Genomic DNA, 13,337 nt, shown 5'->3' with positions numbered 1-13,337 from the left:
TCCGCGACGATCTTCGGGGACGACGGCTGGGGGCCCGGGCCGGAGGGCGGGGCGGCGCGGGGCGGGGGCGGGCCCGCGCCGCCGCCCCCCCGCCCCCGCGGCCGCCCCGGCGGCGGGCCCGCGCGAGCGGCTCGGCCGGAACAGCCGCTCCCGCTCGGCGCCTTCGGCGGCGGTCAGCGCCGCCCAGCGGGCCCGCAGCGCGCCGGGACCGGGCGCGGCCACCCAGTCCCGCCCGAGCCGCAGGCCGGCCACCGACCAGGGCATCAGCTCGTCCAGCAGGGGCACGGCGGGCTCAGGTACGTCTTCGCTCACAGCACCCGATGCTAGGGCTGCGGGCCCGCCCAGGGGGTGCGGGTCTGCCTAATGCGCGTCCATCGTCACCGTGAAGGAGAAGCGGTCGCCGCGGTAGCGGATCCGGGCCACGTCCACCACCCGGCCGTCCTCGTCGTAGGTCACCCCGGTGTAGTGCAGGATCGGGCTCAGCAGCGGCACCTGGAGCAGCTCCGCGGTGGCCGGGTCGGCGAGCCGCGCCTCGACGGTGTCCGTGATCCGGCTGATCCGCACGCCCACCACGTCGCGCAGCACCTTGGTCATCGGCCACCGTTCCAGATCGGCCAGGTCCACCGCATCGGCCAGCTCCGGGCGGACCGCGTTCTCGGCCCAGTTCGTCGGCTCACCGGTCTCCCCGTCGTGCCGCAGCCGCCGGTACGTCACCACTTCGGCGAGGCCGGGGAAGTACTCCAGCAGCTCCCCGGGCACCGGCGTCCGCGTACGGCCGAGAATCGTCGTACGTTCCCCCGACTGCTGGGCCACGATCGCGTCGACCGAGCCCAGCAGCCGCACCGGCGCCCCGCGCCGCGCCCCCGGCTCGATGAAGGTGCCGCGCCGGCGGTGCCTGCTGATCAGGCCCTCCTGCTCCAGCTCCTTGAGCGCCTGGCGCATGGTCAGCACGCTCACCCCGTAGTGCCCGGCGAGCTGTTCCTCCGTCGGCAGGCGCAGCGTCGCGTCCGGGGTGCGGCCGAGTATCGACGCGCGCAGTGACTGCGACACCTGGTACCAGAGCGGGAGCTTCCGGTTCAGCACCAGGGAATCGGGGGCGAAGGCGGTCACGGCGGGTCTCCGTACGGGTCGGGCAGGGGCGGCGTGCTGCGATGTTAGGCGCGGAAGTGGCGTTCGAGCCCCTGCCAGACGTCGTCGTAGGCGCGCTGGAGGTGACCGGCGCCGGCCGCCTGCGCGGTGGCGGTCACCGGCCAGCGGGTCTCGAACATGAAGGCCAGGCCGTCCTCGATCTTCTGCGGCTTGAGCTCGGCGGCGCTCGCGCGGTCGAAGGTCTCCCGGTCGGGGCCGTGCGCGGACATCATGTTGTGCAGGGACCCGCCGCCCGGAACGAACCCCTCCGCCTTGGCGTCGTAGGCCCCCTCGATCAGGCCCATGTACTCGCTCATCACGTTCCGGTGGAAGTAGGGCGGCCGGAAGGTGTCCTCGCCGACCAGCCAGCGCGGGGCGAAGACCACGAAGTCGACGCCCGCGAGGCCCGGGGTGTCCGAGGGCGCGGTGAGGACCGTGAAGATCGAGGGGTCCGGGTGGTCGTAGCTGATGCTGCCCAGGACGTTGAAGCGCCGCAGGTCGTAGACGTAGGGGACGTGCGAGCCGTGCCAGGCGACCACGTCCAGCGGGGAGTGGTCGTAGGTGGCGGACCAGAGGTTGCCGCAGAACTTGTTGACCACCTCGACCGGCCGGTCCTCGTCCTCGTAGGCCGCCACCGGGGCCTGGAAGTCCCGGGCCGCGGCCAGCCCGTTGGCCCCGATCGGGCCCAGGTGGGGCAGCTCGAAGGGGCGGCCGTAGTTCTCGCAGACGTAACCGCGGGCGGTGGCGTCGAGCAGCTCCACGCGGAACCGGATCCCGCGCGGGATCAGGGCGATCTCGCCGGGGCGGACGCCGAGCAGGCCGAATTCGGTGCGCAGCAGCAGAGCGCCCCGCTCGGGGACGATCAGCAGCTCGCCGTCGGAGTCGCTGAACACCCGGTCGGTCATGGAGGTGTCGGCGGCGTAGAGGTGGATGGCCATGCCGGTGCGCTGGGTGGCGTCGCCGTTGCCGCCGAGGGTCCACAGGCCGGCCACGAAGTCGGTGCCGGGCGCCGGGTCCGGCAGCGGGTTCCAGCGCAGCCGGTTGGGGTCCGGGACGGACTCGGTGAAGGGAGCCGTGCGCAGGGCGCCGTTGCCGGTGCGCGTGAAGGGCGGGTGCGCGGCGGAAGGGCGGATGCGGTAGAGCCAGGAGCGGTGGTTGTGCGGGCGCGGCTCGGTGAAGGCGCTGCCGCTGAGCTGCTCGGCGTAGAGCCCGAGCCCGGCCCGCTGGGGCGAGTTCCGGCCGACCGGCAGGGCGCCGGGAACCGCCTCCGAGCTGTGCTCGTTGCCGAAGCCGGTGAGGTACTCCAGCCCCTCCGCCGTCTTCCTGGCCTGCTCGCTCATGGCTGCTCCCGCTCCGTCGAAGGAATCCTATGCCTGACAGTAGGATTCCGCGCCGCCGTCGTCAACGGGCACTGCCGATCAACCGACGGGCACTGCCGATCAACGATTCCTGCGCGCGGGGATCCCAAAACATGAACATTGCTCTACTCTTCCGCGCATGTCGTGGATCCGCAGGTTCCCAGCCGTTCCGGCGGCTCTCCCAGCCGCCCTCCTCTCCCTCGTGGTCCTCTTCGCCGCCGCGCCCGCCGCGCAGGCGCACGAGGAGCGCCCGATCACCCTCCCCGACGGCTCCGGCAGCGTGCCGCAGTACCGCGCGGGCGAACCCGACCTCCTCGTCTGCAAGACCGGCCGCCCCGACTTCGAGCGCCGCACCGCGGGCTTCCCCGAGCCGCTCAGGCAGCGCAACCTCGCCCTGTACGACCGGTGCGAGAAGAACGGCTTCCGCGACCTCCAGGCCGCCGTCGACGCCGTCGACCGGCCCGGGATGAACATCGCGATCCTGCCCGGCCTGTACGAGGAGGAGCCCTCGCTGCCCAAGCCCACGGGCGCGTGCGCGGCGCTGAAGGCCCCCAACTCCTCGCTCGGCTACCAGATCCTGTCCTACGAGCAGCAGGTGGCGTGCCGCCACAACCAGAACCTGGTCGCCATCCTCGGCAAGAAGAACCTGCAGATCGAGGGCACCGGAGCGTCCCGGCAGGACGTCGTCATCGACGCCAAGTACCAGAAGCTGAACGCCATCCGGGCCGACAAGTCCGACGGGATCTACTTCCGGAACTTCACCGCCCAGCGCACCACCTTCAACTCGCTGTACGTGCTCGCGGGCGACGGCTTCGTCATCGACGACGTCCTGACCCGCTGGAACGACGAATACGGCTTCCTCACCTTCGCCAGCGACCACGGCCTGTACAAGAACTGCGAGTCCTACGGCAACGGCGACTCCGGCATCTACCCGGGCAGCGCCTCCGACATCAACGACGGCCGCGGCTACGACGTCCCGCGCCACTCCATCGAGATCACCGGCTGCCGCAGCCACCACAACATGGTCGGGTACTCGGGCACCGCGGGGGACTCGGTGTGGGTGCACGACAACGAGTTCGACGCCAACATGGGCGGCGCCTCGATGGACAGCGCCTTCCCCGGCCACCCCGGACTCCCGCAGAACCACGCCCTGTTCGAGCGGAACCTGATCCACGACAACAACGCGGACTTCTATCCCTACGTCGCCGACGGCACCTGCGCCAAGGCCCCCGTCGACCGCGGCTACGAGCAGGGCGTCGTCTGCCCGCAGATCTCCATGCCGCCGGGCACCGGCATCATCACCGCGGGCGGCAACTGGAACATCTACGAGAACAACTGGGTCTACGGACACCGGCGCGCCGGATTCTTCCTGAGCGCGGTCCCCGCCTTCATCCGCGGCGAGTCGGCCTGGGGCAAGCAGACCGACACCTCGCACCACAACCGGTACGCCGGGAACGTCCTGGGCAAGGACAAGACCGGAGCCTCCCGCCCCAACGGCGCGGACGTGTGGTGGGACGGCCAGGGCACGGGCAACTGCTGGCAGGACGGACCCGACGGCTCCACCCCCGGCACGCTCCCGCAGTGCGGAGCGGCGCGCGGCGCGGTGTCGGGCGGCTCGGCCCGGCTGGCGGGAGAACCGGTCAAGCTGGCCCAACTCCTCGTCTGCGCCGACTACAGCGTCCAGGCGCGCAAACTTCCGGCCGGCTGCGACTGGTACGGCGCCCGGGGTCTGGAACGGGTGGAGACCCAGATCGCGCTGGCGGTCGCGGTGGTACTGGCCCTGGTCGGCGGCGTGCTGTGGTGGCGCAGGCTGCGCGGATCGCGGCTGGGCACGGTGTCGGCGCTGCTCGGCCTGGCCGGACTCGCCCTGGACGTCGTCGGCTCGACGATGGCGCTGACCAGTACCTTCGTACCGGCGCTCGCGCTGTTCCTGCTCGGGCTGTGGTGGACGGGCACGGGGATCGCACTGCGGCCCACCCGCCCCTGGCTGGCGCGGCTGACCCTGCTGCTCGGCGCCCTGACCCTGCTCGACGCCTTCGACAAGGCGGTGCTGATGATCCCCTGGATCCCGCTGAGCCCCGCCTGGATCCGCGCCCTGGTGGCGGTCGTGTGGTGCCTGTGGGCCGTCACCGCCTCCGCCCGCCCGGGCCCGGCCCGGGAACCAGGGCCGGGGACGGCCGACGACTCGGATGGGGGCGGTGCCGGGGCGTCCGCGGCCGGTGCCGGGGCATCCGGACCGGCCGGCGGGGCGTCCGGGCCGGGGGAGGCTCCGGCTTCGGGGCGCGGTGGTGCCCCGGGTTCGGCGCAGGGCGGCGCCCCCGCTCCGGGGCACGGTGATGCCCCGGCCCCCGCGCAGGGCGGCGCCTCCGCTTCCGCCCCCGGTGGTGCCGCGTGAGCACCGGGGAGCGGGCGACGCTGCCCGGGCGGCAGGGTTCCCGCCCGAGCCCGAGCCCGAGCACCAGCCCGAGCATCAGCGCGCGCCGCCGCCGCCCCCGCCCCCGCCCCCGGGTCGGGCGGGGGCGGCGGGCGACGGTCTGCGCGGTGCTGCTCCTGCTCGCCGCCGCCGGTGCGGCCGGCTGCGGCGGGCGGGCCACCACTCACCACAAGCCCGGCACCACCCACCAGCAGGCCTCCGGCTCCGTCGGCACCCTCCTGGACGCCCGGGACGAGGCCGGCCACCGGCTGCGCCAAGTCCCGGCCAAGGGTGCGCCCGAGGTGAAGCTCGCCCTCCGCCCCGACAGCGAGGACGGCTGGAACCTCCAGCTGGAGGTGGGCAACTTCCGCTTCACCCCCGACAGCGTGGGCGGTGCCGCCCTCGCCGGCGGCGGCCACGCCCACCTGCTGCTCGACGGCCGCAAGGTGGCCCGGCTGTACGGCCCCTGGTTCCACCTGTCCGCCACCCAGGTGCCCCAGGGCGCGCACACCCTGACCGCCCGCCTGTACGCGGACGACCACACCGCCTGGGCGGTCGACGGCAAGCCGGTGGAGGCCGCGGTCCCGCTGACCGCGCCCGCCCCGGGCGCGGCGGGCCACGACCACGCCACCCCCGGAGCCCCGTCCACGTCCCCGCCCAGCGCTCAGGCCCCGTCCCCGGACCCGGCCGCCACCGCCGACCGGACCGTCACCCTCACCGTCCACGACGGCAAGGTCACCCCCGCCCCCGGCCGGACGGAGCTGAAGCGCGGCGAACGGGTCGCACTGCGCGTCACCAGCGACCGCGCGGACACCCTGCACGTCCACGGCTACGACAAGGAACTGACGCTCCCCGCGGGCCAGGAGGCCACCCTGGTCCTGACGGTCGACCGCCCGGGCCTCTTCGAGGTCGAGACCCACGAGTCCGACCTGGTCCTGACCCAACTCCTCGTCCGGTGACCCCGGCGCCCACCCCCCTCGCCCACGGCATCGGTTCCCAGCACGACCTCCCCATCTCGCCCTTCTACGCCTTCGCCGGTGCCTTCACCGCGCTCTTCGTCTCCTTCCTCGCGCTCGGCCTCCTCTGGTCCGCCTCCCGCTTCCGCGGCAACCGCTCCGGCCGCCCGCTGCCCGCAGCCGTCCAGCGGGTGGCCGACGCGCCGGCCACCCGGACCGCGCTGCGGGTCCTCGGACTCGCGGCCGCCCTCTTCTTCCTCGTGCACCTCCTCCTCGGTCCCGACGACCCCGCGCGCAACCCCGCTCCCGGCGCCGTCTACGTCCTGCTCTGGGTCGGGCTCGTCCCCGCCTCCCTTCTCCTCGGCCCCGTCTGGAGCCTGCTCAACCCGCTGCGCACCCTGCATCGGTTGCTGACCCGGCTGCGGAGCCGCCTGCGGCCCGCCCGCCGCGGCCCGGTCCGGCCCCCGCACCCCCTCCCGCCACAGCTCGGCCTCTGGCCCGCCGCCATCGGCCTCTTCTGCTTCACCTGGCTCGAACTCGTGTCCCGTAGCCCCGCCTCGCGCACCACCCTCCTGACCGCCCTCATCGTCTTCGCCACCGTCCAACTCGGCCTCGCGGCCCGCTTCGGCGCATCGTGGTTCGCCGAAGGAGACCCCTTCGAGGCGTACTCGACCCTCCTGGCCCGCTTCTCCCCCCTCGGCCGCCGCGACGACGGCCGCCTGGTCCTCCGTAACCCCTTCCACGGACTCGACGCGACGCCCGAGCGGCCCGGACTCGTCGCCGTCGTCTGCGTCCTGCTCGGTTCCACCGCCTACGACGGCTTCTCCGACCACCCCTGGTGGATCAACGTCGTACAGACCTCCCCCCTCGGCCGCACCCCCGCGGCCACGCTCGGGCTCCTCGGGTCCGTCACCCTCGTCGCCCTCCTCTATTGCCTCTGTGGCGGGGCCACCCGCCTGGTCGCCGGCCCGCTGCCGCGTCCGCTGACCGCCTTCGCCCCCTCCCTCCTCCCGATCGCCGTCGGGTATCTCGTGGCCCACTACTTCTCGCTCTTCGTCACTGAATCGGCACGCACAGTCATGATGGCAGGCGGCACTGACAACGCCTCCGTTCCGGCTCCCGCGCCGCCCCTGGAGCCCGGCGGGCTCGCTGCCCTGCAGGTCATCGCCGTCGTCACCGGCCACGTCCTCGGGGTGGTCGCCGCGCACGACCGGTCCGTGCGCCTCTTTCCGCCCGCCCGGGCCGTGGCCGGACAACTGCCCCTGCTCGCCCTGATGATCACGTACACCGTCGGAGGGCTGAGCCTCCTGCTGAACTGAGGACCGAGGACCGGCATGATGGACCCCGTGCCTCCAGCCCACCCCCTGCGCCGCGCCCCGATCCAGCAGCGCAGCGCCGACCGGCTCGCCCGGATCCTTGACGCCTGCGCCGAACTCCTCGATGAGACGGGGTACGAGAACCTCAGCACCCGCGCCGTCGCCCTCCGGGCCGGGGTCCCGATCGGCTCCGTCTACCGCTTCTTCGGCAACAAACGCGCCATGGCCTACGCCCTGGCCGAGCGCAACCTCGACCGCTACGCCGAAGGCATCACCGCCCGGCTCGCCGCGCTCCCGGACGCCGACTGGCGGCCCGTGGTCGACGCCGTCCTCGACGAGTACCTGGTGATGAAGCGCACCGTTCCCGGCTTCGCCCTGGTCGATTTCGGCGTGCCCCCGCCGCCGCCCAGCGAAGCCGCCGACCCCGCCGACCCGAACGGCATGGTCGCCGGCCGCCTCACCGACCTGCTCTGCCTCCACCTCGGGCGCACCGCCGACCCGGCCCTGCGGCGTACGGTCCTGGTCGCCGTCGAGGCCACCGACGCCCTCGTCCACCTCGCCTTCCGGGCCGCCCCCGCCGGTGATCCGGACATCATCGACGAGATCCGCGCGATGATGCACGCCTATCTCGCCCGGGTCCTGGACTGACGGGGCCGGGCCCCCTGACCCGCCGGCGGAACCGCTCGCGACGGGCTCGGCGGGGCCCCGCGACCCGTGTCAGTGGGGCCCCCCGCGACCCGGCCGGCGGGACACGCGCCCCCCGCCCCCTCCGGTCCGCGCGCACCAGGGTCTCCCCAGCCTCCGTACCGGTCGGTATGCTCGGGCCGCCCGCGTGCCGCCGCAGCCTGCCGTCCCTGGAGGGCCCATGCCCCGTACCGCCCTGCGCATCTGCCCCCTGTGCGAGGCCACCTGCGGCCTCACCCTGACCATCGCGGGAACGGCCGTCACCGGCGCCCGCGGGGACCGGGACGACATCTTCAGCCGCGGGTTCATCTGCCCCAAGGGCGCCGCCTTCGGCGCCGTCGACGCCGACCCCGACCGGCTGCGCACCCCCCTCGTCCGCCGCGACGGCGAACTCCGGGAAGCCACCTGGGACGAGGCGTTCGACGCCATCGCCGCCGCCGTCCCCGCGATCACCGGACGCTACGGGCCCCAGTCCGTGGGCGTCGTCCTGGGCAACCCCAACACCCACACCATGGCCGGCGCGCTCTACCCGCCCGTGCTCCTCAAGACGCTCGCCACCCGCAACCTCTTCACCGCCAGCACCCTCGACCAGATGCCCAAGCACGTCTCCAGCGGCCTTCTCTTCGGCGACCCCTTCGCCATCCCCGTGCCGGACCTCGACCGCACCGATTTCCTGCTGCTCATCGGGGCCAACCCGGTCGAATCCAACGGCTCCCTGTGCACCGCCCCCGACTTCCCCGGGCGGCTCAAGGCCCTGCGCGCCCGCGGCGGCACCCTCGTCGTCGTCGACCCGCGCCGCACGCGCACCGCGCGCCTGGCGGACCGCCACCTCGCGCCCCGCCCCGGCAGCGACGCCCTGCTGCTCGCGGCGCTCGCGCACACCCTGCTCGGCGAGAAGCTCACCGACCCCGGAGCGCTCGCCGAACACCTCGAAGGACTCGGGGAACTCTCCGAAGCCCTCCGCGCGTTCACCCCGGAAGAGGTCGCCCCCGCCTGCGACCTGACCGCCGAGGAGATCCGGCAGCTGGCCCGCGACCTGGCCGCCGCCCCGACCGCCGCCGTCTACGCCCGCATCGGCAGCTGCACCGTCGCCCACGGCACCCTGGCCAGCTGGCTGGTCGACGTACTGAACGTGCTCACCGGCAACCTCGACCGCCCCGGCGGCGCGCTGTTCCCGCTCTCCGCGACCGCCGCGGCGCCCCGTCCGGCCGGTCCCGGCCGGGGGTTCGCGCTGGGCCGCTGGGCCAGCCGGGTCTCCGGCCACCCCGAGGCCAAGGGTGAACTGCCCATGACCGCCCTCGCGGAGGAGATCGAGACCCCGGGGGAGGGGCAGGTCCGGGTGGTGATCGCCGTCGCCGCCAACCCGGTGCTGTCCGCGCCCGACGGGGACCGGCTCGACCGCGCCCTGTCCGGGCTCGACTTCATGGTCTCGGTGGACCCCTACCTCAACGAGACCTCGCGCCACGCCCATGTCGTGCTGCCCCCGCCGCCGCCCGCCCAGAGCGCCCACTTCGACTTCGCGTTCAACGGTTTCGCCGTCCGCAACCAGGCCCGCTACTCGCCCCCCGCCATCCCGCTGGAGGAGGGGCGGATGGACGAGTGCGAGATCCACGCCCGGCTGATCCTCGCCGTCTCCGGGCAGCACGGCGCGGACCCCGGCGCCGTCGACGACCTGGTCATCGCCGACACCGCGGCGCGGGCCGCCGCAGATCCGCGCTCACCGCTCGCCGGCGCGGACCCGCAGGCATGGGCGCGGACCCTCGCGGGCGGGACCGGCCCCGAGCGGCGGCTCGACATGATGCTGCGGCTGGGCCCCTACGACCTCACCCTCGACGACCTGCGCCGCGCTCCGCACGGCGTGGACCTCGGCCCCCTCGGCTCCCGGCTGCCGGGCCCGCTGAAGACCCGCAGCGGCAGGATCGAGCTGCTGCCGGAGCCGATCGCCGCCGACCTGCCCCGGCTGCGCGCCGCGCTCGCCGACCGTCCCACCGCCCTGGTCCTCGTGGGCCGGCGCCACCTGCGGTCCAACAACAGCTGGCTCCACAACGTCCCCGCTCTGACCGGCGGTTCCAACCGCTGCACCCTGCACGTCCACCCCGACGACGCCGGGCGCCTCGGCCTCGCCGACGGCGGCCGGGCCAGGATCACCGCCGACGGCGGCAGCCTGGAGGTCCCGGTCGAGGTCACCGACACCGTCCGCGCCGGGGTGGTCAGCCTGCCGCACGGCTGGGGTCACGACCGGCCCGGTACCCGCACGGGAGCGGCGGCGAAGGTGCCGGGAGCCAACGTCAACCAGCTCCTCGACGGCTCCCGGCTCGACCCGCTGTCGGGGACCGCCGTGCTCAACGGCTTTCCCGTGGAGCTGGCGCCCCTGCCCTGAGCTGGGGTTTTGCTCGTATTGCTCGCGCGCAGACGTCTTGTTGGGGTGACTGGGGGACACCTACCTTCCCAGCATGCTGACCTTCCTCGGCTTCGCCATGATCGCGACCTTCCTGGTCCTGATCATGATGAAGAAAATGTCGCCGATCGCGGCGCTCGTCCTTATTCCCGCGCTCTTCTGCGTGTTCGCCGGCAAGGGCGCGCACCTGGGCGACTACGTCATCGACGGTGTTGGCAAACTCGCGCCGACCGCCGCCATGCTCATGTTCGCCATCGTCTACTTCGGCGTGATGATCGACGTGGGCCTCTTCGACCCGGTCGTACGCGGCATCCTGCGCTTCTGCAAGGCCGATCCGATGCGGGTGGTGGTCGGTACGGCGGTGCTGGCCGCGATCGTCTCGCTCGACGGGGACGGCTCGACCACCTTCATGATCACGGTGTCGGCGATGTACCCGCTCTACAAGCGGCTCGGCCTCAGCCTGGTCGTCATGACCGGGGTCGCCGCCACCGCGAACGGGGTCATGAACACCCTCCCGTGGGGCGGCCCGACCGCCCGCGCCGCGACCGCGCTCAAGCTCGACGCGTCGGACATCTTCGTACCGATGATCCCGGCCCTGGCGGTCGGCCTGCTGTGCGTCTTCGTCCTGGCGTACGTCCTCGGGCTGCGCGAGCGCCGCCGGGTGGGCGCGCTGTCGCTCCCCGGCGCGGCCGACGCCCACTCCGACTCCGACTCCGACATCGTCGCCGAGGTCGACTCGCACGTCGAAACCGGGCGGCTGGTGGCGGCCGGTACGGGCACCACCGCGCCCGCGGGACAGGCTCAAGCCGGAGCCGGAGCCGGAGCCGGAGCCGGAGCCGGAGCGGAGGCGGGGGCTGTCGATGCCGCGGACGCCGGTCCCGGCGTGCCCGACGACGACGGGTTCCAAGGGCTGGACCATGCGCGGGCCACCCTGCGGCCCCGGCTCTACTGGTTCAACGCCGCCCTCACCGTCGTCCTGCTCACCGCCATGATCATGGAGTTGCTGCCCATCCCGGTGCTGTTCCTCCTCGGCGCGGCCCTCGCCCTCACCGTGAACTACCCGAAGATGGCCGACCAGAAGGCCCGTATCGCCGCGCACGCCGACAACGTCCTCAACGTCGCGGGCATGGTCTTCGCCGCCGCCGTCTTCACCGGTGTCCTCACCGGCACCGGCATGGTCAAGGACATGGCGGCCTGGCTGGTCGGGGCGATCCCCGACGGCATGGGCCCGCACATGGCGCTGGTCACGGGACTGCTCAGCCTGCCGCTCACCTACTTCATGTCGAACGACGGCTTCTACTTCGGCGTCCTGCCCGTGCTGGCGGAGGCGGGCGCCGCCCACGGGGTCTCGCCGCTCGCGATCGCCCGCGCCTCCCTGGCCGGTCAGGCCCTGCACATGTCCAGCCCGCTGGTCCCGGCCGTCTACGTCCTCGTGGGCATGGCCAAGGTCGAGTTCGGCGACCACACCCGCTTCACCGTGAAGTGGGCGGCCCTCACGTCGCTCGTCGTCCTCGCGGCGGGGATGCTTTTCGGCACCGTCTGACCCTGGCGCACAGAAAACTACCGACGCTAGTTTGTAGGGTGGCCGCGACGTCCATGCGGTCCAAGCGGTCCATGTGGTTCACGCGCTCGTGCTCGGGAGGAATGCGATGAAGGCCCACGACGGGATGTACATCGGCGGGGAATGGCGGCCCGCCGCCGGACAGGACCGGATCGAGGTCGTCAACCCGGCCGACGAGCAGGTCATCGCCACCGTCCCGGCCGGGACCGGGGAGGACGTGGACGCGGCGGTCCGGGCGGCCAGGACCGCCTTCCCCGGCTGGGCGGCCACCCCGCCCGCGGAGCGGGCCGCACGGATAGCGGCCCTGCGGGACGTCCTGATCGCCCGCAAGGGCGAGATCGCGGAGACCATCACCGCGGAGCTCGGCTCCCCGCTCGGCTTCTCCGAGATGGTCCACGTCGGGGCGCCCATCGCCGTGGCCGACTCCTACGCCGAGCTGGGTGCGACGTACGCCTTCGAGGAGCGCATCGGCAACTCCACCGTCCTGCTCGAACCGGTCGGCGTGGTCGGGGCCATCACCCCCTGGAACTATCCCCTGCACCAGGTCGTTGCCAAGGTGGCACCCGCTCTCGCCGCCGGCTGCACCGTCGTCCTCAAGCCCGCCGAGGACACCCCGCTCACCGCACAGCTCTTCGCCGAAGCCGTGCACGAGGCGGGCATTCCTGCCGGCGTCTTCAACCTGGTGACCGGGACCGGCCCGGTCGCCGGGCAGGCACTCGCCGCGCACGCCGGGGTGGACCTGGTCTCCTTCACCGGCTCGACCGCCGTCGGCAAGCAGATCGGCGCCACCGCGGGCGCGGCCGTCAAGCGCGTCGCCCTCGAACTGGGCGGCAAATCGGCCAATGTCATCCTGCCCGGGGCCGACCTCGCCAAGGCGGTCGCGGCCGGAGTGGGCCACGTCATGAACAACGCCGGCCAGAGCTGCAACGCCCTGACCCGGATGCTCGTCCACCGCGACGACTACGAGGAAGCCGTCACCCTCGCCGCCGCCGCGGTGGCCAAGTACGCCACCGGCGACCCGCGCGACCCGGCCACCCGCCTCGGCCCGGTCGTCAACGCCAAGCAGCACGAGCGCGTCCGCGGCTACATCGCCCGGGGCGTCGAGGAGGGCGCCCGCCTGGTCGCGGGCGGCCCCGACGCGCCCGCCGAACGCGGCTACTTCGTCGCGCCCACCGTCTTCGCCGATGTCACGCCGGAGATGACCATCGCGCAGGAGGAGATCTTCGGCCCCGTCCTGTCGATCCTGGCCTACGCCGACGAGGACGAGGCACTGCGCATCGCCAACGGCACCGTCTACGGGCTGGGCGGAGCCGTGTGGGCGGCCGATGAGGAGAGCGCGGTCGCCTTCGCGCGCCGCATGGACACCGGCCAGGTGGACATCAACGGAGGCCGGTTCAACCCGCGCGCCCCCTTCGGCGGGTACAAGCAGTCCGGCGTCGGCCGCGAGCTGGGCCCGCACGGCCTGGCCGAGTACCTCCAGACCAAGTCCCTGCAGTTCTGAGCCCCGCGAACACGGAGACGAC

The 13,337-nt window shown here is 73.5% G+C and carries 9 protein-coding genes and 1 pseudogene; 7 read left to right on the top strand and 3 right to left on the bottom strand.

Annotation, left to right across the window (positions count from 1 at the left end; genetic code table 11):
• From ABZY31_RS25875 to hmgA, 3 genes and pseudogenes are all read right to left on the bottom strand, one after another.
• Positions 1–264, bottom strand: a pseudogene (locus tag ABZY31_RS25875) (DNA methyltransferase); the annotation flags it as partial.
• 96 nt (positions 265–360) lie between these two features.
• Positions 361–1,110, bottom strand: a complete 750-nt coding sequence (locus ABZY31_RS25870; protein ID WP_356414462.1) for a GntR family transcriptional regulator — start codon at positions 1,108–1,110, stop codon at positions 361–363.
• 44 nt (positions 1,111–1,154) lie between these two features.
• The gene (hmgA, locus tag ABZY31_RS25865) at positions 1,155–2,468 is read right to left on the bottom strand and encodes a homogentisate 1,2-dioxygenase (protein WP_356414459.1); all 1,314 of its coding nucleotides are present in this window, start codon (positions 2,466–2,468) and stop codon (positions 1,155–1,157) included.
• A 157-nt stretch (positions 2,469–2,625) separates the two neighbouring features.
• On the opposite strand from hmgA, the gene ABZY31_RS25860 reads away from it, so the two are divergent.
• From ABZY31_RS25860 to ABZY31_RS25830, 7 genes are all read left to right on the top strand, one after another.
• Positions 2,626–4,881 (top strand): right-handed parallel beta-helix repeat-containing protein, encoded by a 2,256-nt coding sequence (locus tag ABZY31_RS25860; RefSeq protein ID WP_356414456.1) that lies wholly within the window; start codon positions 2,626–2,628, stop codon positions 4,879–4,881.
• 146 nt (positions 4,882–5,027) lie between these two features.
• Entirely contained in the window at positions 5,028–5,858 is an 831-nt protein-coding gene (locus tag ABZY31_RS25855) for a hypothetical protein (RefSeq protein WP_356414474.1), read from the top strand.
• Positions 5,855–7,174: a hypothetical protein gene (locus ABZY31_RS25850; RefSeq protein WP_356414453.1), complete on the top strand. Its 1,320-nt coding sequence runs from the start codon at positions 5,855–5,857 to the stop codon at positions 7,172–7,174. The genes ABZY31_RS25855 and ABZY31_RS25850 overlap by 4 nt, the downstream gene beginning before the upstream one ends.
• Before the next feature lie 18 nt (positions 7,175–7,192).
• Complete coding sequence (locus ABZY31_RS25845) at positions 7,193–7,819, top strand: TetR/AcrR family transcriptional regulator (protein ID WP_356414471.1); 627 nt, start codon at positions 7,193–7,195, stop codon at positions 7,817–7,819.
• 217 nt (positions 7,820–8,036) lie between these two features.
• Entirely contained in the window at positions 8,037–10,235 is a 2,199-nt protein-coding gene (locus ABZY31_RS25840) for a molybdopterin oxidoreductase family protein (RefSeq protein ID WP_356414450.1), read from the top strand.
• 73 nt (positions 10,236–10,308) lie between these two features.
• Positions 10,309–11,796 (top strand): citrate:proton symporter, encoded by a 1,488-nt coding sequence (locus tag ABZY31_RS25835; RefSeq protein ID WP_356414448.1) that lies wholly within the window; start codon positions 10,309–10,311, stop codon positions 11,794–11,796.
• A gap of 106 nt (positions 11,797–11,902) precedes the next feature.
• A complete protein-coding gene (locus tag ABZY31_RS25830; protein WP_356414445.1) occupies positions 11,903–13,315 on the top strand; it encodes an aldehyde dehydrogenase family protein in 1,413 nt (470 codons plus the stop codon).
• Positions 13,316–13,337 lie beyond the last annotated feature (22 nt).

The sequence above is a fragment of the Streptomyces sp. NPDC006529 genome (assembly GCF_040611795.1).
Lineage (GTDB): Bacteria > Actinomycetota > Actinomycetes > Streptomycetales > Streptomycetaceae > Streptomyces.
Note: the sequence above shows the minus strand (reverse complement) of the source record. Positions and strands in the feature narration are given on the sequence as shown.

Bases quoted from the DNA above. Each gene is read 5' to 3' on its own strand.
- ABZY31_RS25845 (WP_356414471.1), top strand. From the start codon at position 7,193: ATGGACCCCGTGCCTCCAGCCCACCCCCTGCGCCGCGCCCCGATCCAG.
- ABZY31_RS25840 (WP_356414450.1), top strand. From the start codon at position 8,037: ATGCCCCGTACCGCCCTGCGCATCTGCCCCCTGTGCGAGGCCACCTGC.
- ABZY31_RS25830 (WP_356414445.1), top strand. From the start codon at position 11,903: ATGAAGGCCCACGACGGGATGTACATCGGCGGGGAATGGCGGCCCGCC.
- hmgA (WP_356414459.1), bottom strand. From the start codon at position 2,468: ATGAGCGAGCAGGCCAGGAAGACGGCGGAGGGGCTGGAGTACCTCACC.
- ABZY31_RS25860 (WP_356414456.1), top strand. From the start codon at position 2,626: ATGTCGTGGATCCGCAGGTTCCCAGCCGTTCCGGCGGCTCTCCCAGCC.
- ABZY31_RS25835 (WP_356414448.1), top strand. From the start codon at position 10,309: ATGCTGACCTTCCTCGGCTTCGCCATGATCGCGACCTTCCTGGTCCTG.